The organism is Neobacillus sp. 114 (genome assembly GCF_030127045.1).
GTDB lineage: Bacteria > Bacillota > Bacilli > Bacillales > Cytobacillaceae > Neobacillus > Neobacillus rhizophilus.
Window position 1 is genome coordinate 1,485,336 of the sequence record NZ_CP126144.1, and the last position, 21,258, is coordinate 1,506,593.

The following is a 21,258-nucleotide window of genomic DNA, read 5'->3' on the forward strand; positions in this document are numbered from 1 at the left end:
GGTATGAAAATTTAAATAATTGATAGATAGACCTAATGTGCAATAGAATGAAGTCATTCATTTTATTTAATTCTATTGACCGGGAGAAAGCACGTTTATTTTGGTAGTTTCAAGTTTTGAAACATGAGAACAGTCCCCGTGTTCCTTTCCCAAAAAAATATATTGCTAGGACTTTCTAATAGATTTAAAATGAGAGTGGAAAATGATAGGGAAGAAGGTTTCAGCATGTGGATTGCTGCAGCATTGGTAACAACCTTAAGCTTCGGTACAAATAATACGATTTTTAAATGGAGTACAAGCCGTGGTTTGTCCAAAGTGCATATCCAGTTTTTCTTTTATTTTGTAGCGTTTATCTTAACACTTGCTTATGGAATTTATGTTGGGGATTTACGGTTTAACCTTTATGCCATCATTTTGGGCGGCCTGATTGGCATCTTAAATGCGAATGGCAATATTCAGATGTCCAAGGCCTTCGAAAAGGGTCCTGCCAGCCTAACGTCGCCTTTAATTGGCGCCAATGCAATCATGCCGATTCTTGGGGCAGCGATTATTTTTCATGAAGAAATCAGTCTGGCCCATTGGATTGGGATTGTGGTAATACTCGGTTCAGCCCTGATGATTCAATATTCGCCGGGCAAAAGTCACGGCACAAATTATGGTCCATGGATTTATCGGGTCGTAATGGCAATTCTGTCCTTTGGGATTCTGGGAATATTAATGAAAACAACATCCTATTTGCAAATTAGTTCGCTAAGTACATTAATTTGTATGTACGGCGGGGGCAGCATTTATTTGGCCCTGACCAGTTTGAGGGAAAAGGAAAGCTGGCTGAGGTCCGAAGTGAATGTCGGGTCCATGGCCGGTTTAGTCAGTGTCATCGGGTACAGCTGTTATTTCTATGCATTGCAAAAAGGTATTGCCAGTATTATCTTCCCAATCGTCAGCTTGAATTGCCTTGTTGTCATCCTGGCTGGTTGTTGGTTCTTTAAGGAGAAATTAAAACGATACCAGCTTGTCGGCATATTCTCTGCGATTCTTGGGATTATTTTTACAAAAATATGATACGTGGGGACGTTTCTTGTGCTTCAATTTTTGAAGCACAAGAAACGTCCCTTTGCTTTATCAAAAATGAGCAACGCTTTTTTGGTTTAAAGTGATAAAATTTTTATCGAAAATCTATTGTTCTATAACAATAATATATGGTAAAATCTGAATATTATTTATTTTTCAGAAAAATTAGAGCGGTTATTACTGCGTTCATAGTCCGCTGAGGGGGAGAAAAGGTGAAAAAGAGTTTAGCCATTGTTTTGATGGGAGTATTGTTGCTGCTTTCTGCTTGTGGTGGGGGAAGCAAGGAAACTAGTGGGGAAAAGAAAGAAAAAGAAGTAAAAATAGGGATCACGCAAATCGTTGAGCATCCGTCCCTTGATGCTGCCCGCGAAGGGTTTATCGCGGCCTTGAAGGATGCTGGTTATGAAGAAGGAAAGAACTTGAAGCTTGATTACCAAAATGCACAGGGCGACATGAATACCAATTTATCAATTGCCCAAAAATTAGTTTCGGACAAGAATGATCTAATTTTAGCAATTGCCACGCCAAGTGCACAGGCTGTATTGAAAAACACGAAGGAGATACCAGTTTTATTTACGGCTATTACGGATCCGGTTGGTGCGCAATTAGTTAAAAGTTTAGATAAGCCAGGCGGCAATGCCACTGGAACATCTGATACGCACCCAGATGCCATTAAGAATACGATTGCTGCGATAAAGAAGTTTGTTCCTAATGCCAAGAAGGTCGGCATCATCTATAACAATGGTGAACCTAACTCTGTTGTAAACGTGAAGAATGCCAAGAAAGCGATTGAGGCAGAGGGACTGGAGTCAGTTGAGACAACTATTACAGCCGGTTCCGAAGTGAAGCAGGCTGCTGAATCATTAGTTGGTCGTGTGGATGTCCTTTACATTCCTAAGGACAATACGGTTGTTGCTGCTCTTGAATCCGTTATTACTGTAGCAAATGCGAAAGATATCCCAACATTTGTTGGTGAAGGTGATTCTGTAAAACGAGGAACATTCGCCTCTTATGGTCTAAACTACCATGATCTTGGCTATTCAACTGGTAAAATGGCAGTCGAAATCCTAAAAGGAAAGAAACCAAGCGAAATTCCAGTCGGCTTCCCAGAAAAGCTAGAACTCGTCATCAACAAAAAAGCCGCTGCTGAAGAAGGCATCACCCTAACAGAAGATTTAATTAAGGACGCTAAGATAGTAGGAGAATAAGTGAAACATGGGGACGGTTCTTGTGCTTCAATTTGAAGCACAAGAACCGTCCCTTTGCTTTGAAACTTTTAATTTAGGTGGGCAGTCTAATCTAGTAAAGGAGTGGTGGTGTGATGAAAAAATTCATTTTTCCGCTTATACTAGTGGTTTTCTTTATTCTAATGGTGTGGGGGATGGGAATGAAACAAACCGGAAATTTGGCTCCATCCATTAACGCTATTTTTGGAAAGGAAGATTATACGGAAATTGTTTCCGCCAATAATCAATTGGGGATGAAACTGTTAACAGAGATAGGAGCAGGAAACGGCGGCAATACGGTTATTTCTCCGACAAGTTTATTCATGGCGTTGTCAATGGTCTACAACGGGGCCGATGGGGCAACAAAGGAAGAGATGGCGAAGGTTTTGCAAACGACCGGAATGGATGCCAGTGAGTTAAGTCAAGCAAACGCCTCAATGATGTCGATGTTACATAAGCATTCAAAGCAAATTCAGCTCAATATCGCAAACTCCATTTGGTTAAACAAAGACTTCCACTTTCAGGACGATTTTGCAACGAACAACAGAGATTATTTTAATGCAGAAATAAAAGAGATTGATATCAATGATAGCCAATCGGTTCCGTTGATTAATGATTGGGTGAAGAAATCGACGAATGGTAAAATTAAGGAAATTATTGAAGCTCCTTTAGATCCAGATTTAGTCGCTGTTCTGATTAACGCGATTTATTTTAACGGGAAATGGCAATATGAATTTGATAAAGAGCAAACAAAGGAACAAACTTTTTATCTGACAGAAGGGACCACCAAAAAGGTGCCGCTTATGACGCTGAACGAAAAATTGGCTTATTTGGAAACCGAAGATTTCCAGGCGGTTTCGCTTCCATATGGTGATGGTCAAATGAGCATGAAGATATTTCTTCCAAGGGAGAGTTCCAATTTAGCAGCATTCCAAAAAATGCTGACAACTGAAAATTGGGAGAAGTGGAACTCTGAATTTACCGAAAAAAAGGGGACCGTTCTGCTGCCAAAGTTTCAATTGGAGTATGAAGTGATATTGAATGACCCATTAAAGAATCTGGGGATGGAGACCGCTTTTGACACTCGTGCTAATTTTTCAAAAATGGTGAAAGAGACGGATCCCATAATGATCAGTGAAGTGAAACAAAAGACATTTATCGATGTGAATGAAGCAGGGACAGAAGCGGCTGCGGCAACCTCTGTCCAAATGGTAAAAGAGTCGGCAAGCATAGATAATCCCTTCTTTATAGAAGTAAATCGGCCATTTTTCATGGCGATTACCGAAGAAGAAAGCGGAACTATTTTATTTATGGGGTTGATATCTGACCCTCAGGGGGGAACTCAAAAATAGTTCATTTTTTTGGCTAATAAGAAAGTGTAAAATTCCCCCTAATTTTACACTTTCTTAACGCATAAATTCAACTAGGTCTCTGTCTTCGTCCTAACGGACTCGCCGATCGACGAGTTTTCATTTAAAATTGCTTTTGCAAAATTAGGTTGATAAACTTATTTTGTATATTTAGAAAAGGAGTTTTAGCAGGATGATTAATAAAGTTGCAAAAGTTACTGTTTATGTAAATGATCAAGAAGAAGCAAAAGATTTTTGGATTAATAAAGTCGGCTTTGTCCTAAAAGAAGAGCAGCCAATGGGGCCAGACTTCTCTTGGATAGAAGTCGGACCAAGTGGCGATGAATTCACTAACTTAGTCCTTTATGCAAAAGCTGCGATGGAACAGCATGACCCATCAAAGGTTCAGCACCCATCGATCCTCTTCAGCACGGCCGATATCGAATCTGCTTATGAAAAAATGAAACAAAATGGAGTAAAAGTAGGGGAAATGTTAAGAATGCCATTCGGAACGATGTTTTCCTTCCATGACCAGGACGGCAATGATTATTTGTTAAGGGAAGATAAATAAGGATAAATAGGGACGGTTCTTTTGTTTCAAAAATTGAAACAAAAGAACCGTCCCCGTGTTCCTTATTTCTTTTTCTTCTTAGAATTATCGACAACTGCCACTTTACCTTTTTTGATTTCTTCTAAAACCACTTTCACATGTATCGTTTTTTCGTCAATATGCTCGACGTTTGAAACCTTGGCTTTGCGGCCTTTAATGGTTAGATCCTCTCCAACTGCTGGAATACGTTTTAGCAGCTGAGTTAATAAAACATTTTTATTTTCAAGAAAATGAACTGCAAACATGGGCGGGCCTCACCTTTCATTTTTAATGGGTTGTCTCTCTACAAAAATATTTATTGAAAGGTGGTTTTAGACCAAAAACGCTTACATAAAAACTTGAAATTAATTTCCACTTAATTTTAAATAGAGTTATAGATTGATTAAAAAACGAAAAAACGAGATGATTATATGTTTATTTTAACTGAAGCAGCGAAAGCAGAATTACAAAACCGATTGCAAAATTCAAACACATTTATCCGCTTGCAAATGCGGAAAAGTTGTTTTATGAAAGCTAAACTGACCTTTGAAGATTCCATTCAGGCAAATGACGAATTAATAAAATTGGATGAACTTCAGTTTATCATTGACCAATCCGAATGCCATTATTTCAGGAACAAAACATTGGATTTTATCCCCGACACGACTGGTTTTAAACAATTTGAGATTATCTAATTTTTCAAAGAGCTTATTCCGCAAGGATTAGGCTCTTTTTTTTGCTTTTAACCACCCATTTCAAGCAGGTTTACTTAAAATTTATGAATTCTAAAAATATTGACACAATAAAAAATGCAAGATATTATAAATTTGTAGGTTGATATTATCGAATGGTGTTCGACAATATCGAACGCAATGGAGGATTAATAATGTCTGAACGTTTAATTCAATCGATTGAAAGAGCAGCAGATGTCCTTGAAATTTTTTTAACAACAAATTCAGAGCTAAGCGTCAAGGAAATAAGCGAGAAGGTAAATCTATCGAAAAGTACTGTCCATGGGATTATTAAGACTTTGGAACACAGGGGATACCTTCAGCAAAACCCGGATGACCTCAAATACCGTTTAGGTATAAAGCTTTTTGAACTAGGTAATTTTGTCGGCAAACATTTGGACATAAGAAGCATTGCTCGACCAATTATCAAGGATTTAGTCAATGAACTAAATGAAACCGTTCACTTAGTTTTATTGAACCGCAACGAAATTATTTATATCGAAAAGGAAGATGGACCGAGAACCCTGACGATGTACTCGCATATTGGAAAAAGAGCCCCGGTACATTGTACAGGAGTCGGGAAAGCTATTTTGGCCCACTTAAGCGATCAAGAGGTAGATCGGCTGCTGTCAATCCAAAATTTGCTGTCGTTTACGGAGTTCACGATGACGGATAAAGAGGAAATTAAAAATCATTTAAAATCCATCCGTGAGTGCGGCTATGCGGTTGACGATGAAGAAATTGAGTTAGGGCTGAAATGTATCGCTGCTCCGATCTTTAACCATCAAGGGAATGTAATCGCTTCAATAAGCTGTGCCGCCCCTAAAATCAGGCTAGATGAAGAACGTCTTCCAAAGGTCATCGCCGGAATCCGGAAAGCTGCATTAGAGATTTCAAAGGCACTGGGCTACAAAGGTGTAATGCAACGATAGGGACTGTTCTGGCAGCTATTTTGGAATAGGGATTGAATAAAATGGGACACGAGAACCGTCCCCGTGAACTACCCGTGAACTAATTTTTAGGAGGAGAAATGAAGTGGAAAAAGTAAAAGTTGCCATTCTTGGCTCAGGAAATATTGGGACAGATTTAATGATTAAGCTTGGCCGCTCTGAAATTTTGGAATTAACCACTGTGATTGGGATTGATCCAAATTCGGATGGACTGCGCCGTGCCAAGGAATTAGGATATACAACTATAAGCGATGGTATTGATGGGTTTCTGAAAACACCGGAATTGGCTGACATCATTTTTGATGCAACTTCTGCCAAAGCACATCTCTATAACTCAAAAGTGTTAAAGGAAGCAGGAAAGAAAGTAATCGATATGACTCCTGCTGCGGTTGGACCATATGTGTGTGCTGCGGTAAACATTCAAGAGCATTTAGAGAAAGATAATATCAATTTGATTACTTGCGGGGGCCAAGCGACGATCCCAATGGTGCATGCAGTCAATCGTGTTTGCCCAGTTGAATATGCCGAGATTGTGGCAACCATTTCAAGCCGCAGTGCCGGACCAGGGACTCGCGCAAATATCGATGAGTTTACTGAAACGACATCCCGTGCGATTGAGGTAGTTGGGGGCGCGAAAAAAGGAAAGGCCATCATTATCCTGAATCCTGCTGAACCGCCGATCCTTATGCGTGACACCGTTTATACGCTTGTCGAAGAAGGAAAGATGAACGAGGAAGCGATCAGACAATCAATTGCAGAAATGACTAAGGTCGTTCAATCCTATGTTCCGGGGTATCGTCTACGTACAGAGCCGATTTTTGATGGAAATAAGGTAACCATTTTCTTAGAGGTAGAAGGAGCAGGGGATTATCTGCCAAAATACTCTGGAAACCTAGATATTATGACAGCTGCAGGTGTTAAAATCGCAGAAGAATTTGCAAAAAACTTATTACAGAAACAAACCGTTTAAGAAAGGGGCCGAAAAAACAATGGAAAACAACAGGGATATTATCATTACTGAAGTAGCATTACGGGACGGCAGCCATGCGATTGCCCATCAATATACTGTCGAGCAAGTATTGAAAGTAGCAAAAGCATTGAATGATGCCAATGTACCATTTATTGAAGTATCACACGGTGATGGACTTGCAGGGTCTTCTTTACAATATGGCCTGTCAAAAACAAATGAAATGGAATTAATCGAAGCAGCTGTTTCGGTTGCTGATAAATCAAAAATTGCTGTTTTATTAATACCGGGAATCGGTACACTGCATGAGCTAAAGGAAGCGGCTAATTTAGGGGCAAAAATGGCTCGTATTGCTACACATGTTACTGAAGCAGATGTGGCACCGCAGCATATTGCTTATGCAAAAGAACTTGGTATGGAAACAGTTGGATTCTTAATGATGAACCACATGGCACCAGTAGACAAACTTGTTGAACAGGCTAAATTAATGGAAAGCTACGGTGCTGATACTGTTTATGTGGTTGATTCAGCAGGTTATCTTCTTCCGGAACAAGTACGTGAACGGATTCGTGCCCTTAAACAATCTGTAGGAATTAATATCGGCTTCCACGGTCATAACAATCTTTCTCTTTCCATGGCCAATACGCTTGTTGCAATTGAAGAAGGGGCGACCCGCATCGATGGCAGTGTTCGCTGCTTAGGTGCCGGTGCCGGAAACACCCAGACAGAAGTGCTGGTTGCCGTTTGTGAACGGATGGGAATTAAAACAGGCATCGATTTATATAAAATAATGGATATGGCAGAAGATATCGTCGCACCGATTCTGCCGGTACCACAGGAAATTACTAGAGACAGCCTGACACTAGGATATGCAGGGGTTTATTCAAGCTTTGCCCTTCATGCGAAACGTGCTGCAACTAAATTTGGCATCGATTCACGTGACATTTTAATAGAGTTAGGAAAACGTAAAGTTGTCGGCGGTCAAGAGGATATGATCGTGGATGTAGCAGCGGAAATTGCTAAAAACAAAAACTAAGTCTTTTTGGACATCTTAGAATACGCACAATTAACATTTTTCAGCAAAGGGTTAGATCATCTAAGATAGAGGAGAAATTTTATGGAACTAGTTATTATTCTCTTAGCGCTGGGGTTGTTAATGTTTATCGCCTACCGCGGATTTTCAGTCATCATTTTTGCACCGGTATGTGCATTATTTGCGGTATTATTAACAAATCCAGATTATGTTCTCCCGTTTTATTCGAATGTCTTTATGGGAAAAATGGTGGAATATATAAAATTATATTTTCCTATTTTCTTGCTGGGAGCTATTTTTGGTAAAGTAGTAGAAATGTCCGGTTTAGCACGTTCCATCGCCACCACCTTGATTCAATTAGTGGGACGCAAGCGTGCCATGTTAGTTATTGTTTTATTGTGCGCAATTCTTACCTACAGCGGCGTAAGCTTAGTCGTTGTGGCATTTGCTGTATATCCGTTTGCAGCCAATTTGTTTAGACAATCCAATATTCCGAAACGGTTAATTCCGGGAACGATTGCCCTTGGTTCTTTTACCTTTACAATGGATGCGCTGCCAGGTTCCCCACAGGTGCAAAACGTTATTCCGACAACATTTTTTAAAACAAACCTTTATGCCGCACCTACACTTGGAATTATCGGGGCCATTTTCATCTTTACAGTCGGGATGCTGTATTTAGATTCACGCCGGAAAAAAGCAGAAAAAGCCGGTGAAGGCTATGATAGCTTTGGAACGATTACCGAAGAGGAAATTAAAATCGACTTAGATGTAAAAGAAAGCGTCGGCCGCAAAATATTTGCCTTTGTTCCGGTTGTCCTAGTTGGTGTGTTAAATAAGGTGTTAACCACAGTGATTCCAAAATGGTATCCAAATGGTTTTGATTTTTCGAAGATCGGTTTAACGACTTTCCCGAACATTGAAACGGCACAAGTCGTTGGTATTTGGTCAGTTGAAATTGCTCTTCTTGCAGGGATTTTTGCCACTATTTTGTATAATCGAAAACCTGTTCTGACGAATTTTAAGGTTGGCATGAATGTCGGGATTGGCGGGGCACTGCTAGCAATCATGAACTCTGCTACTGAATATGGTTTTGGTGCTGTTATTTCAAATTTGCCTGGATTTGCGATTGCAAGAGACGGCATCTCCAAAGCATTTGAAAATCCTTTATTAAACGGTGCCGTAACGACAAACGTTCTGTCTGCTATTTCAGGCTCTGCATCGGCGGGTATTGCCATTTCATTAGGTATTATGAGTAAAACCTATATTGAACTGGCTAATCAATTTGATATTCCACTAGAAGTTATGCACCGTGTTATTTCTATGGCATCGGGAGGGATGGATACACTTCCACATAACGGAGCTGTTATTACATTACTCGCGATCACTGGTCTGACACATAAGCAATCCTATCGCGATATATTTGCGATTACGATTATCAAAACAATCGCTGCATTCTTTGTAATTGGTGTTTATATGGTAACTGGAATTGTTTAAGAAATTTATAAAGAACTAGTTGCGAAAACAGGCAAGTAGACGATGTCTAAATGTGGACAAGTCTGCTTGCTTTTTTGCACTTATTAAGCTTTCCGGTTATAAAGTTATTTTTCCAGTACTATATTTTAATATATTTGCTAGTTTTTAAGAAAAAATGAAGAGGATTGTGTTAATCTCAATTTAATAAGTATCGCAAGATAAAAAACCTTAAGCAGAGGTTGTGCTTCAAATGATCGAAGAGTTATTAATAAATGCCGATGAGTGTTATCAGCAGGCTGAGCAAAAGGCTGCTGAATATTTTCGGACGCTATACAAACTGGTCACAGAAAAAAGCTATGTCACTGCTTTGACAACGGATTTCCAAGAGTGGAAACACAACCATATTCGTCATCCTCTATTAACCTTCCTATTTCGAAGAAGGCAAAGGCCGGATGTTCGGGGATACTACCAATATATTCAATGGCTCGACTATACCGGTAAACTGGACGATTATCTGGATCGAAGCATTTCCTATCTTTACATGCGGGACCTCGGCAAATCTCTGGAGTCACCAGAAATACAGGCCAGGGTACGGAGTGTTGTGTCCAATTTAAAAAATCACCTGACAAGCCTTGATGACAAAACTGATTTTTTCAGCATGGCCGGTTTGTATCGCTGGGCGCAGAAGGAAGGGATTGAATCCGCCTTTATTTGGCTGATGAACAAACTGAAAATCGTATCCGACAACATTCCGGAGGGAATGGATCCCGAGCATGCCAAACGAAAATTGATTAAAATCATTGCGGGGGTCATCCTGCATGTAAATGAAGAAATGGCTGATGAAACTGCCCAAGAAGAACGGAGCCAGAGGCTTGATGAAGCCATCAGGCTGGGTTATGCCTACGGTCTGACCTATCCCTTTATTGACGATCTACTAGATGCCCATGTTTTGTCCAATAAAGAAAAAGAGGAATACTCCAGTTTAATCCGGACCACCCTTGTTACAGGATCTGTTCCTGATTTAGGCAACTGGATAGGACCTAATGCCAGTCTCATTTGTTATATTCATTCTGAACTCCGCGATGCCTTTGACTATATTAAGTCCCATCAGCATCCGGAAACGAGAAAGCATTTTTCCGAGCAGGCCTACATCTTTTTTAATTCTCAAGAAGTGGACCGTGTTAAAAGTTTATCCAACCCTAATTACACCAATGAAGAACTGTACATACCGATCATTTTAAAATCGTCTTCGTCCCGATTAATTGCCCGTTCTGTCATCAGCGCTCCTGAGGATGAGGGGTTTGACAACCGGACCTTCTTTTACGGCATTTATAATCAACTGGCGGATGATTTTGCCGATATGTTCGATGACATAAAAGACGGTGCCGTCACGCCGTATACCTACTATATGAAATACCACAACCAGCGCGATGACCTTATCAACCCATTTGAGTTGTACTGGGCGGTTATTGCTAATTTGATTCACAATGTCTTTCACTCCGATCCAAAGACATGCGAGGTCATACTGGACCGAGCCATAAACGGCCTGAAACGATTTAAGGTGCGTCTAGGAACAAACAAATACAATGAAGTGATGGATTTATTTGCTTCGGGCAATCCTACATTTAATCGTGTTATTCAAAATATGGTTCAGAAGGCAGACGATGTGGATTTCTTTGATAAGCTGCTGCGCGACCATATTATTACAAATTTAAAAAATGACCGTTTGGAGCAAGACGACTTTTTAGATAGAATCGAAACGGTGCGCGACCAAATTAACGGGACCTTGAAAATTGAAGATGTGCCATTAAGGAATGACCCCATTAGCGATGCCGCCAATTACAGTCTTGAGGGTGACGGGAAGCGGCTGCGGCCCATTATGACGTGGGTCATGGGTGTTGATGGATATGGTTTGGACGGTTCCGCCATTACTCCGCTTTTACGGTCATTAGAATACATGCATACGGCATCACTTATTTTTGATGACCTTCCGTCTCAGGACAATGCTGCAATCCGCAGGGGACGGCCAACTCTGCATAAGACCTATAACATCGCCATTGCTGAACTAACTGCTCTTTTTTTAACCCAAAAGGCGATCGAGGAACAGACTTCGCTTACCTCGTTCAATGCAGAAACAGTGCTTCGCTTGATTCAATATTCGGTCCAGGTAACAGAGGATATGTGTAAGGGGCAGGCGATGGACCTGGAATCTAAAGGCAAGCCATTAACACTGGAACAACTGAATGTCATGTGCTTTTATAAAACCGGAATTGCTTTCGAAGCGGCTTTAATCATGCCGGCAATTCTTGCACAAGCTCACGCGTCCGAACAGTCCGCCTTGAAAAAATTCGCCAGGCATGCCGGCATTGCCTTTCAGATTAAGGATGATCTTCTAGATTTGGAAGGGGATCAGAACGTATTAGGGAAACCCGCAGGCAAGGATGCTGATAACAACAGCTCAACGTTTGTATCCATCCTGGGCGCAGAAGATGCAAAAAAAGCGATGTGGGACCATTATTGTCTGGCAATGGACACACTAGAGGAAGTGCCGCGCAACACGACTTTTTTGAAACATTTAATGAACTATATTGTTAATAGGGATCATTAAAAAGAGGGGACGGTTCTTTTGCTTCATTTTTTGAAGCAAAAGAACCGTCCCCATGTTTCAGTATATGACAACCGGTTCGTATGTGCTGAGATTTTCGTATACGACTTTCATATCGTCTGGTTGTGTGTTGACGCAGCCGTGCGAGCCATCGTTAAGATAGGCATTGCTTGCCCAGTTTTTCCGCCAGCTGGCATCGTGGAACCCTTGTCCATCGTTCGTAAAAGGAGCCCAATAATTTACCTGTACTTGATAACTTGGTTTTCCTCCGAGTTCCCTGCCTGTTAGTATGGAAGGAGATCGTTTATAGAGAATATACCAAACTCCTGTTGAAGTATCATTGCCAGTGCTGTGTTTTCCAGTCACGACATTTGTTGTGATGACCAATTTACCATCTTTGTAAATCCAAATTCGCTGTTCGGCAAGGGATACTTCAGCATACGTGTCGCCAATTCCGTTGTTCGCGGTTGTATCGTAACCGTAGCCTTCACCCTTCCATCCGTGTCCAATAACATTGGATGCTGCAATGGAATTCTCTCCCTTTTCAAAAGCTGCTTGAATTTGAGCAGTTTCTTTGTCAATATCTAATGCCCAGCCGTAGCCTTTTCCTTTTACAGATATGACCGAACCCGAGTGGGTCTTAAATGAGAAGTCTTTATTTAATGTGGATTTTGTCTCATTTATTTCCGCAACTTTGTTTTTTATGTCATTCGGGTCAATTGTAACTTTCAAATCCTTAGTCACAGAGGCATTTTTAATTACTTCACTAGCTTTTAAAGAAAAGACTTGATCCTGAACCTTATACTCAACAGTCTGCCCAAGAAGTTCTTGCAGCTTTTTCTGTTCATTTTTTACAATGGCGCTATTTTCTTTGATTGGCTGTATGTATAAAGGATTAAGATGAATGTCACTCTGATAATGCTGCTTGTCGTATTCCTTCAATAGGCTTGAGACGTCATACTGCTCTCCATCCTTGCTTTTGGTGATAACAATACTGCCCTGCGCAAGCTTCGCCTCTGCATCTTGGGGTGCTTTTAAACTTTTATTCATGGATAGGAGCTTTTCTTCCACAAGTTTTTTCATTGTTTCGCTTCGGAATTGGTCTGCCTTTTCAGGTATCAGATGATAATTTTTTGCCTTTGTAGATGGAAAAAATGTCCACTGGCTTTTTAGTATTTTCTTAACCTCAGGCAAATCCTGGTCCGCAAAACCCATCTTTGTATCTTCTTCATCTAAAATTTGCTGCTGTCCGACAAAGACCCTATTTTGTAGGACAGTGGTTTGTAATTTTTTTAATGCTTGATCAGCCGTCATCCCACCGACTTTTATATCATTAATCGTAGTCTGCGAATTGAATCGGGTTGCCTGGTAATAACTGACTCCTGCAATAATGAGTACGATAATGACGGTGCTGCCTGCTGTGATAAACTTCCAACTTTTATGCTGTTTGACCGATTTGCCTCGTCTGCTCTGGATTTCGCCAGCCAAATTCACTTCTGTGTTACTCATTAATCTTCCCCCATAAATGCCTAATAACATCGGTATAATTTCCACCGACTTTAATCCCATAACTCCCTTTTAGTCTACAACAATATGCTTAATTAATCATTAATAATTTACTAGATTTTCATAGTATAAAATAAGTGCTAATTTAAACCATCTTAGGATAAACTGAATATAAATTAGAGCATAGGGACGGTTCTTTTGCTTCAGAAGCAAAAGAACCGTCCCCATGCTTCAAAGAAGGGATAAAGAAAATATGAGTAATCCAGGCTGGAATTTTGATAATAGTTATGCACAACTCCCGAAAGCTTTTTTTACTGATACGAAACCTGCTCCAGTTGATTCACCAAAATTGGTTATTCTTAACGGTCATTTGGCATCTGCTTTGGGGTTGAATCCCGAGGTTCTTCAGGGTGAAGAAGCTGTTGAGGTGTTTGCTGGAAACAAAATACCCGAAGGTGCTGCGCCGCTTGCGCAAGCCTATGCCGGGCATCAATTTGGCTATTTTACAATGCTGGGGGATGGACGGGCAGTGCTGCTGGGGGAGCAAATCACTCCGGACGGAAAACGGTATGATATTCAACTAAAGGGCTCAGGCAGAACACCGTTTTCCCGCGGAGGGGATGGACGGGCGGCGCTTGGACCGATGCTTCGAGAATATATCATTAGTGAAGCCATGCATGCTCTAGGTATTCCGACTACCCGCAGTCTGGCCGTGGTGACTACAGGGGAAGCCATTTATCGTGAAACCGAGCTTCCTGGTGCCATTTTGACACGCGTTGCGTCCAGTCATATTAGGGTTGGAACCTTTCAATATGCTGCCGGGAAAGGCAATGTGGATGAATTAAGGATTCTGGCTGACTATACAATAAAACGCCATTATCCTGAAGTCGCTGATGATAATAAAAAGTACCTGTCATTTCTTAAGGAAGTCATAAAACGTCAGGCCTCACTGATTGCCAAATGGCAGCTCGTCGGTTTTATTCACGGGGTCATGAATACGGACAATATGACTATTAGCGGAGAGACCATCGATTATGGCCCTTGTGCCTTTATGGACACCTATGATCCGGCAACGGTATTCAGTTCTATCGACAGGGAGGGACGTTATGCCTATGGCAATCAGCCGTTTATTGGCGGGTGGAATCTGGCCCGATTTGCGGAAAGCTTATTGCCGCTGCTTCATGAAAACGAGGAGGAAGCAGTTAAATTGGCCCAAGAGGCTATTTCAGAATATGACGGGTTATACCGCCAAAATTGGCTTGCCGGAATGCGGGCAAAGCTGGGTCTTATTAATGAAGAGGCAGAAGATGAATCGCTTGTGGAAGACCTGCTTAGCCTAATGCAAAAAAATCGTGCTGACTACACCAATACCTTCCGAGCTTTAACATTGAATCGTTTGGAGGGAGCGGAGCTGTATAATGCACCGGAATTTTCCGAATGGCATAAGCGTTGGCAGGCAAGACTCGGCATGCAGCAGGAAGCAACAGAGGAATCCCAAAAGTTAATGCGGAATTCCAATCCCTCTGTCATCCCGCGCAACCACCGAGTGGAGGAAGCTCTTGATGCAGCAGTCAGTCAAGGCGACTTCAGCGTAATGATGAACCTCCTAAGTGCTCTGTCGCACCCTTTTGCCTACGTACCAGAACAGGAAGAATACTGTACAATTCCTGCAGTTACGAACAAACCATACAGAACTTATTGCGGTACATGATTAGGAAAGGAAAACTTCGTCGGTTTCCGTTTTATTCCTAAGTTTGTCGTGAGACTCCTGAATTTTGTAGTTAAGAAGCAAAATTATGTCGTGAGTTCCTATTTTTATGTAATGAGCGCAGTGAAATTTGAATTGAAAAAGAAGCTCCAACCCAGGCTGGAGCTTCTTTTTATTTTATGAAAAAAATTTAATATACTCCTACCGCATCAAATGATTTATTAACTGCAGTAACCTCCGCAGAGCTAGCCCCATAAAGATCCGCAGCAGCTTGTACCAGAGCAGCGCGTGCCTGGCTGAAGGTAGAGGAGGCTGTTAAGTAGACGGTATTTGCACGATAATAAATTGCCCCCACTTTATCATTGCCGATCCCCTGAACCGTTACACCATAATGAGTTCCACCGACAGCCAGCAGGTAGGCAGCTTTATTGATAATGCCGCTGTTCGTATGAACGCCGCCGTTATCACTTGTTCCAGTATAACGTTTTGAATAATGATCCGGATCGCCGTATTTCGTTGGATCACTCATCGAACGAAGGGCATCATTTGCCTTTGCTGGAGTATAAACGTCCTCGCCAATCTCATAATCTGGATTTTTCCCATTATAAAATTCAACAAGTGTACCAAAAATATCAGAAATGGCTTCATTTAATGCTCCGGACTCATTTTGGTAGACTAAATCTGAACTAGTGTCTGTAACCGCATGGGTCAGCTCGTGGGCAACAACATCAATACCACCTGATAACGGGATAAAGGTAGTTCCGTCTCCATCCCCATACACCATTTGACTGCCATTCCAGAAGGCGTTGTTGTAGTTTCGGCCATAGTGGACCGTCGATTTTAAGGCTCCTCCCTTATTATCATAGGAATTGCGGGCAAAGACATTTTTATAGTAATCAAAGGTTTTGCCTGCATAATAGTGGGCATCAACCGCAGGACTCTCATAAGAACTATTTAACAGGTTGTCAACACTTGTCCAAAGTGTCCCTGGCGTACGGGAACGGTTGGACGCATCATATGTGATTACACCGTTTCCTCTTGTATTATCCTGCAGATAATAAGTTGAACTGGATAAAAGCATGTTTAAGGCCTTCGTATCTCCTAAAACACCAACTCCGCTGCCCGTTGTATTTGTACCTGTTACGCCTGGGCCGGTTTTTGCTTCATGAAGGTCATTGTATTTATTTAAAATTTCCCCAGTGGCCGCATCAATAAAATAATTATAGTTTCCTGGTTTTGGTTCTAGGAAATTTAAGTTTACTAGATATGCATAGTTAGCATCATTACCTTGTGTGAAAACAACCAGATCAGCAGATGGCTTTTTCTCGTATTCAGGAGAAAGCCCAAGATCTGCTTCCGCAATTTTTATTGCTTGATTGGCATTGACCTTTTTCTCCTTGTTCAGCCCTTTTTTCGTTTCCAAGTCTGGAGTGACTGTTCCGGAGAATACATTCAGAGTTCCGTCCTCCGCGACAAACGCTGCCTGTGCAGCGCCCCAAACAGGAACACCGTTGTACAATTGTTGGAGTCTCAGCGCCGTTCCGCCAAGCTTGTCTTTATTGCTGGAGGTGATTTTGAACGATTCCAATGCGGATTTGGAACCAAGTTTAAATTTGTCTTTGTTAGCGTTTACATAATCAAGAACAATAGCTTCTGCACTTTTACCTGAGGGGTTTGTAAGCTTGCCTGAAATAAACTCTGGGGATCCAACTAGCTCATTGTATTTGTAGTTGGACAGGACATTTTTCGGTGCGGCAAATGATGATGCTGGGGCAATGGCACTGGCAGCGAGACCGATTGACAATCCGAAAGCTAAAACCTTTTTCTTCACTAAAACTCCTCCTTGGAAAACATATTAATTTTTAAAACTATCATATTACCTCGATAGGTCGTGAATTCATTTTACTATCAAAAATAGCCATGAAAAAGAAAAGGTTTTCATTTTGATGTTGGGAAAAAATCAAAAAAGTAGAGAAAATTTTTAAAAAAAGACAGTGGCATTTCCAAAAATACTGTTATATAATTCTTTGTAAATACCAAAGTTGTTATATAACAATTTGAACGAAAGGGGAAAAAATGATGAACAAGGTAGATTCAATTGCACGGAGAATTCTTGGTTGGAAGTTAAATAGGTGGGATCGTTGGTACGATTATGAAAAGGGAATGTTCATCCATGACGCAGACTTTCAACCTGAGCACAACCTTGATCATGCGATGATGATTGTTGACAGATTAGAGAATTTAGGATTTACCTATACAAACAAAGGGCCATCAGAGGTTTGCTTCAATGATGTAACGGGAACTGGGGAAACATTGGCTCAGGCGATTACTAATGCAGCCTACTCGATCATCGAAAGAAGCACAGAAGCTGTCAGCAGCAGACTATGGTCAAAGCTTTGCTAAATTAACTCAAAAAAAATGGACCGTCTTCGATAGACGATCCATTTTATTATGGTCTAGGGAATTACAGATTAAGTCATTGATAACTTGTTACCTGGATAGACACGTCCAGCTCCAACGCTCTAGCGGCTAGTGACCTTCGCTCTCCGCCCTACGATAAGTCAAGCACGAATGCGCTTGCGCTCTTCGTGTTACCTTTATCTCAGGTTGGAGAGCTCCAGGCCATACGCCGCTGACCAGGGCGCTTGTGCTTTTGTTCTTACCGTGCATCTGCAGGCTTTAAGTTCTTCTTCTCAAGCCATGTTAAACCAATATATAATACTGCCATGGTCACTCCGGTCCCGATAACAAACCCGCCGCCATGAACAAGAACAGCGCCAATCCATAGGATACTTAGAATAAAGTGAGCCGAGCGAATCGGTTTTTTCTTCTTCCGGTCCAGTACATATCCGTATATAGCCAAACAAAGCAGCAATAAAAAGGCAGAAGCGCCCGTTAAATTGTCTGTTTTTGTGAATTCCTTAATTAAGTAGTATCCGCCATGGATGGCAACAAGGGCCAATGCCGCCCAGCCGGTATACGTATGAATGCTGTGAGCTTTCCGAGCACCTACTTTAACAATCGGAAACGGAGATTTCAATTTCTTTTTCAAAAGAAACCATGAAAAACTCAACGCCCCTGCCAAAATCGCGCCGTTCCCCATTAGCTTAAAAATTCCGCCTTCGTCCTCGCGCTCCCGGGGCTTGCCCGCCAATTTTTCCGGACCATCGTGGGGAGTTGTAATTTGATAATATAGAAATAATCCGATTAATATTAGGCAAATTAGAACAGTAATGATAATAGGAATATAAACCTTAATATTCTTTTGCATTTGGCCCTCCCTTTTAAATTTAGTATTTCCCTCATTCTAAAGGACCAATCTTAAATTTTTCTTAAAATCATCTTAATATTAAAAAAATAAGAGGGGAATCACATAGATTATCGACTTAAAGGTAGGAAAAGGTTTAAGATATAAAATAGAGTGTATTGAAATAAGAACGAGGTGTATGTTTTGAAAATTGCATTTATAGCACATGACCAAAAGAAAAACGACATAGTGAATTTTGCTGTGGCATATGAGCCGATCTTTTGCAAGCATGAATTATACTCGACTGGCACAACTGGCAGCAGAATCATGGAAAAAACCAACCTGAAAATTCACCGATTTAATTCGGGTCCTCTTGGGGGAGACCAGGAAATAGGTTCCCTAATCGCTAAGAACCAAATGGATATTGTGTTCTTCTTCCGTGACCCATTGACAGCGCAGCCGCATGAGCCTGACATTTCAGCATTAATCCGTTTGTGTGATGTGTACTCCATTCCGTTAGCCACCAACATGGGAACGGCGGAAATACTTATTCATGGTTTAGAACGAGGCGACATAGACTGGCGCAATATTGTCCATGAACAAAGAACTGAATAGAAGGAAAAAAGCATCATTCATAATCATCAATTATGTCTGATGCTTTTTTTATCATCATCTTAAGTATTCAAGTCGAGTAACAATTTCATTATCGTGGCAAAATATTTTTAAATAATCTGGAATAGTAGTAACATTAGCTATAGAAACACAAAGGAGTAATGTTGAATGGTAGAAAATATTTTAGCGACATATGCTTCGATGCTGGATTGGCATATGTGGGCAGAAGTATTAACTTCGCCAAAGGCATGGGGGCTGATTCTCTCATTGGCTGTACTGGAATGTATCTTATCGGCGGATAATGCGCTAGTGTTGTCGGCGTTCGTAAAACCTTTGCCGAAAAAACAGCAAAAGAAAGCATTAGTATACGGTCTTTGGGGAGCGTATTTATTCCGCTTTATTTTCATCGGTTTGGGAACTTTTTTGATAAAGCTTTGGTTTATTAAATTAATTGGTGCGTTGTATTTGCTTTGGCTTGCGGTTAAGTTCTTTATTGACAAATTTAAGAGCAGTGAGGATGGAGACGAGGAAAAAGCACGGGAGCCAAAAGGCTGGTTAATGAAAACTTTCGGAGTCTTCTGGGCGACTGTTATCAGCGTTGAGCTCATGGATTTGGCCTTTTCCGTTGATAGTATCCTTACCGCACTTGCGGTTTCCGATGAGGTTTGGGTGATCCTGCTTGGAGGGATGATTGGGATTCTAATGATGCGAGGGGTTGCGACATTCTTCATTTCGCTGATGAACAGAGTGCCGGAGCTTGAAACAACGGCTTATGTACTGATTACCTTTATTGCTGTAAAAATGGGATTGACATTGATTGATATTCATATTGCAAATGAAATCTTTATCGTTGTCCTTATCTTGGCGTTTGTGGTTACGTTTATAATCCATGGAATTCGTTCAAGAAGAGGAGAAAAAGTATCACATTAAATATTGGGTAAACCCAGTCTTTTGGACTGGGTGTTTTTTTGATTTAGTGAACCTAATCTAGGACCCCCATAAACGGCTTCAGGCTGAAATAGTCCAGCGCCTGATTGACATCGTGAACATTATAAATTTTTTTCTCCAAACAGAATTGAATAACTAAATCGAAAGTATCGCTGTCAGATAAAGAATAGCCTGCCGAACTTAACAGTTTGTCGGTTTCTTTTTTGTTTAATTCAAGGGCAAGCGCCAAGGCTACTACTGTATTTTTTCGTGGGCGGTATTCTGGATTCGAGCGGATTTTAGAAAAATGCCTGCGATCCAATCCGGCTTTTTTGTAGATTTCTGTGTCGGCAGTTCCTTTTTTATCTATCAATTTGAATAGAGTTTGGTTGAAGGTCGGCTGGCGCTTATTTTTAATAAAATCTTCTAACCCAATACTATGTTTTTCATTAGACTCCATCATTGAGTAAGTAAGGAAGTTTAAGTTTCTTTCAACATATTCCTGCAATTAAATTAATAGTTGTTTATTCAGCATATTTCTCTCTCCCTTGAAATGTCGCTTTCAAGGCGACCAATTTTCAAATGAAAATTTCTATTATTATTTTATAAACAATATGGAAAGGATGATAGAGATGAACACGAATTTGACTGAAATTATTTTCCTGCTTGACCGTAGCGGGTCAATGGCAGGACTTGAAAGTGACACAATTGGCGGATTTAACGGGTTTATTGAAAAACAGAGGAAGCTAAAGGGTGACACGTTGGTTACAGCCGTGTTATTTGATGACCAATATGAAATACTTTGGAATGGAATTGAGGCAAAGAAGGCTAAACTTACGGATCAGGATTACTATGTAAGAGGTATGACAGCATTGTTGGATGCAGTGGGGAAAACAATTCTAGATGTAGGATATCGATTATCCAAAAAAGATGAGAATAAGCGGCCTGGCAAGGTGATATTTGTTATCACGACTGACGGAATGGAGAATGCAAGCTCTGAATTCACCTATGAAAAAGTGAAAGAGCTATTAAGACATCAGCAGGAGAAATACAATTGGGAGTTTATCTTTTTAGGAGCAAACATAGATGCTGCGAAGGAAGCGGATAGCTTAGGAATAGACGTTGAAAATGCCTTTAACTTTGAGGCATCTGAAAAAGGTGTTGAGGTTATGTATAATATGGTGTGTGAGCAAGTAATGGAGAGAAGGCTGCGCACAAGGAAACTTTAAAGCAGTAGTGTATTTGTTGTAAAATATATAGTATC

At 40.8% G+C, this 21,258-nt stretch carries 20 protein-coding genes; 15 read left to right on the plus strand and 5 right to left on the minus strand.

Annotated features, from left to right (window positions below):
• Positions 1–225 precede the first annotated feature (225 nt).
• The 4 genes from QNN06_RS07335 to QNN06_RS07350 all read left to right on the plus strand — a co-directional run bounded on the left by QNN06_RS07335 (position 226) and on the right by QNN06_RS07350 (position 4,217).
• Positions 226–1,062 carry a DMT family transporter gene (locus tag QNN06_RS07335; protein WP_213118095.1) on the plus strand — a complete coding sequence of 279 codons (837 nt, stop codon included), beginning with the start codon at positions 226–228 and terminating at the stop codon, positions 1,060–1,062.
• 221 nt (positions 1,063–1,283) lie between these two features.
• On the plus strand, positions 1,284–2,279 hold the full coding sequence (locus tag QNN06_RS07340; protein WP_284037334.1) for an ABC transporter substrate-binding protein: 996 nt from the start codon (positions 1,284–1,286) through the stop codon (positions 2,277–2,279).
• Positions 2,280–2,392: 113 nt separating this feature from the next.
• Positions 2,393–3,649: a serpin family protein gene (locus QNN06_RS07345; protein ID WP_284037335.1), complete on the plus strand. Its 1,257-nt coding sequence runs from the start codon at positions 2,393–2,395 to the stop codon at positions 3,647–3,649.
• Between the two features lie 190 nt (positions 3,650–3,839).
• Positions 3,840–4,217, plus strand: coding sequence for a VOC family protein (locus QNN06_RS07350; protein WP_213118092.1), 378 nt, complete (start codon positions 3,840–3,842; stop codon positions 4,215–4,217).
• A 62-nt stretch (positions 4,218–4,279) separates the two neighbouring features.
• On the opposite strand, the gene QNN06_RS07355 is transcribed toward QNN06_RS07350, so the two are convergent.
• The gene (locus QNN06_RS07355) at positions 4,280–4,501 is read right to left on the minus strand and encodes a hypothetical protein (RefSeq protein WP_213118091.1); all 222 of its coding nucleotides are present in this window, start codon (positions 4,499–4,501) and stop codon (positions 4,280–4,282) included.
• A 165-nt stretch (positions 4,502–4,666) separates the two neighbouring features.
• Between QNN06_RS07355 and QNN06_RS07360 the strand changes: the two genes are divergently transcribed.
• From QNN06_RS07360 to QNN06_RS07385, 6 genes are all read left to right on the plus strand, one after another.
• A complete protein-coding gene (locus QNN06_RS07360; RefSeq protein WP_213118090.1) occupies positions 4,667–4,930 on the plus strand; it encodes an iron-sulfur cluster biosynthesis family protein in 264 nt (87 codons plus the stop codon).
• Positions 4,931–5,121: 191 nt separating this feature from the next.
• Positions 5,122–5,898, plus strand: a complete 777-nt coding sequence (locus QNN06_RS07365; RefSeq protein WP_213118089.1) for an IclR family transcriptional regulator — start codon at positions 5,122–5,124, stop codon at positions 5,896–5,898.
• Between the two features lie 103 nt (positions 5,899–6,001).
• Complete coding sequence (locus tag QNN06_RS07370; protein ID WP_213118088.1) at positions 6,002–6,886, plus strand: acetaldehyde dehydrogenase (acetylating); 885 nt, start codon at positions 6,002–6,004, stop codon at positions 6,884–6,886.
• A gap of 19 nt (positions 6,887–6,905) precedes the next feature.
• Positions 6,906–7,919, plus strand: coding sequence for a 4-hydroxy-2-oxovalerate aldolase (gene dmpG / locus QNN06_RS07375; protein ID WP_284037336.1), 1,014 nt, complete (start codon positions 6,906–6,908; stop codon positions 7,917–7,919).
• 81 nt (positions 7,920–8,000) lie between these two features.
• Complete coding sequence (locus QNN06_RS07380) at positions 8,001–9,410, plus strand: GntP family permease (protein ID WP_284037337.1); 1,410 nt, start codon at positions 8,001–8,003, stop codon at positions 9,408–9,410.
• Positions 9,411–9,639: 229 nt separating this feature from the next.
• The gene (locus QNN06_RS07385) at positions 9,640–11,997 is read left to right on the plus strand and encodes a polyprenyl synthetase family protein (RefSeq protein WP_284037338.1); all 2,358 of its coding nucleotides are present in this window, start codon (positions 9,640–9,642) and stop codon (positions 11,995–11,997) included.
• 57 nt (positions 11,998–12,054) lie between these two features.
• Here QNN06_RS07385 and QNN06_RS07390 read toward each other — a convergent pair whose 3' ends face one another.
• On the minus strand, positions 12,055–13,503 hold the full coding sequence (locus tag QNN06_RS07390) for a L,D-transpeptidase family protein (RefSeq protein WP_284037339.1): 1,449 nt from the start codon (positions 13,501–13,503) through the stop codon (positions 12,055–12,057).
• Between the two features lie 250 nt (positions 13,504–13,753).
• Between QNN06_RS07390 and QNN06_RS07395 the strand changes: the two genes are divergently transcribed.
• Positions 13,754–15,211, plus strand: a complete 1,458-nt coding sequence (locus QNN06_RS07395) for a protein adenylyltransferase SelO (RefSeq protein ID WP_213118083.1) — start codon at positions 13,754–13,756, stop codon at positions 15,209–15,211.
• 187 nt (positions 15,212–15,398) lie between these two features.
• On the opposite strand, the gene QNN06_RS07400 is transcribed toward QNN06_RS07395, so the two are convergent.
• Positions 15,399–17,039, minus strand: coding sequence for a M4 family metallopeptidase (locus QNN06_RS07400; protein WP_284037340.1), 1,641 nt, complete (start codon positions 17,037–17,039; stop codon positions 15,399–15,401).
• Between the two features lie 248 nt (positions 17,040–17,287).
• On the opposite strand from QNN06_RS07400, the gene QNN06_RS07405 reads away from it, so the two are divergent.
• Positions 17,288–17,611 (plus strand): BC1872 family protein, encoded by a 324-nt coding sequence (locus QNN06_RS07405; RefSeq protein ID WP_213118081.1) that lies wholly within the window; start codon positions 17,288–17,290, stop codon positions 17,609–17,611.
• A 256-nt stretch (positions 17,612–17,867) separates the two neighbouring features.
• Here QNN06_RS07405 and QNN06_RS07410 read toward each other — a convergent pair whose 3' ends face one another.
• Entirely contained in the window at positions 17,868–18,479 is a 612-nt protein-coding gene (locus QNN06_RS07410) for a hypothetical protein (protein WP_213118080.1), read from the minus strand.
• 180 nt (positions 18,480–18,659) lie between these two features.
• On the opposite strand from QNN06_RS07410, the gene mgsA reads away from it, so the two are divergent.
• Together mgsA and QNN06_RS07420 are read left to right on the plus strand one after the other, a co-directional pair.
• On the plus strand, positions 18,660–19,070 hold the full coding sequence (gene mgsA, locus QNN06_RS07415; protein ID WP_213118079.1) for a methylglyoxal synthase: 411 nt from the start codon (positions 18,660–18,662) through the stop codon (positions 19,068–19,070).
• Positions 19,071–19,235: 165 nt separating this feature from the next.
• Positions 19,236–19,997, plus strand: coding sequence for a TerC family protein (locus tag QNN06_RS07420; protein WP_213118078.1), 762 nt, complete (start codon positions 19,236–19,238; stop codon positions 19,995–19,997).
• A gap of 52 nt (positions 19,998–20,049) precedes the next feature.
• Here QNN06_RS07420 and QNN06_RS07425 read toward each other — a convergent pair whose 3' ends face one another.
• The gene (locus QNN06_RS07425) at positions 20,050–20,502 is read right to left on the minus strand and encodes a hypothetical protein (RefSeq protein WP_284037341.1); all 453 of its coding nucleotides are present in this window, start codon (positions 20,500–20,502) and stop codon (positions 20,050–20,052) included.
• Positions 20,503–20,626: 124 nt separating this feature from the next.
• Here QNN06_RS07425 and QNN06_RS07430 point away from each other — a divergent pair, with 124 nt between their 5' ends.
• On the plus strand, positions 20,627–21,223 hold the full coding sequence (locus QNN06_RS07430) for a vWA domain-containing protein (RefSeq protein WP_217035707.1): 597 nt from the start codon (positions 20,627–20,629) through the stop codon (positions 21,221–21,223).
• Positions 21,224–21,258: the final 35 nt, after the last annotated feature.

What these genes read in the sequence shown, in the direction of transcription:
- QNN06_RS07335 (WP_213118095.1), top strand. Translation starts at nt 226, where the DNA reads ATGTGGATTGCTGCAGCATTGGTAACAACCTTAAGCTTCGGTACAAAT.
- QNN06_RS07385 (WP_284037338.1), top strand. Translation starts at nt 9,640, where the DNA reads ATGATCGAAGAGTTATTAATAAATGCCGATGAGTGTTATCAGCAGGCT.
- QNN06_RS07430 (WP_217035707.1), top strand. Translation starts at nt 20,627, where the DNA reads ATGAACACGAATTTGACTGAAATTATTTTCCTGCTTGACCGTAGCGGG.
- QNN06_RS07405 (WP_213118081.1), top strand. Translation starts at nt 17,288, where the DNA reads ATGAACAAGGTAGATTCAATTGCACGGAGAATTCTTGGTTGGAAGTTA.
- QNN06_RS07360 (WP_213118090.1), top strand. Translation starts at nt 4,667, where the DNA reads ATGTTTATTTTAACTGAAGCAGCGAAAGCAGAATTACAAAACCGATTG.
- dmpG (WP_284037336.1), top strand. Translation starts at nt 6,906, where the DNA reads ATGGAAAACAACAGGGATATTATCATTACTGAAGTAGCATTACGGGAC.
- QNN06_RS07390 (WP_284037339.1), bottom strand. Translation starts at nt 13,503, where the DNA reads ATGAGTAACACAGAAGTGAATTTGGCTGGCGAAATCCAGAGCAGACGA.
- QNN06_RS07345 (WP_284037335.1), top strand. Translation starts at nt 2,393, where the DNA reads ATGAAAAAATTCATTTTTCCGCTTATACTAGTGGTTTTCTTTATTCTA.
- QNN06_RS07365 (WP_213118089.1), top strand. Translation starts at nt 5,122, where the DNA reads ATGTCTGAACGTTTAATTCAATCGATTGAAAGAGCAGCAGATGTCCTT.
- QNN06_RS07395 (WP_213118083.1), top strand. Translation starts at nt 13,754, where the DNA reads ATGAGTAATCCAGGCTGGAATTTTGATAATAGTTATGCACAACTCCCG.
- QNN06_RS07410 (WP_213118080.1), bottom strand. Translation starts at nt 18,479, where the DNA reads ATGCAAAAGAATATTAAGGTTTATATTCCTATTATCATTACTGTTCTA.
- QNN06_RS07420 (WP_213118078.1), top strand. Translation starts at nt 19,236, where the DNA reads ATGGTAGAAAATATTTTAGCGACATATGCTTCGATGCTGGATTGGCAT.
- QNN06_RS07350 (WP_213118092.1), top strand. Translation starts at nt 3,840, where the DNA reads ATGATTAATAAAGTTGCAAAAGTTACTGTTTATGTAAATGATCAAGAA.
- QNN06_RS07355 (WP_213118091.1), bottom strand. Translation starts at nt 4,501, where the DNA reads ATGTTTGCAGTTCATTTTCTTGAAAATAAAAATGTTTTATTAACTCAG.
- QNN06_RS07380 (WP_284037337.1), top strand. Translation starts at nt 8,001, where the DNA reads ATGGAACTAGTTATTATTCTCTTAGCGCTGGGGTTGTTAATGTTTATC.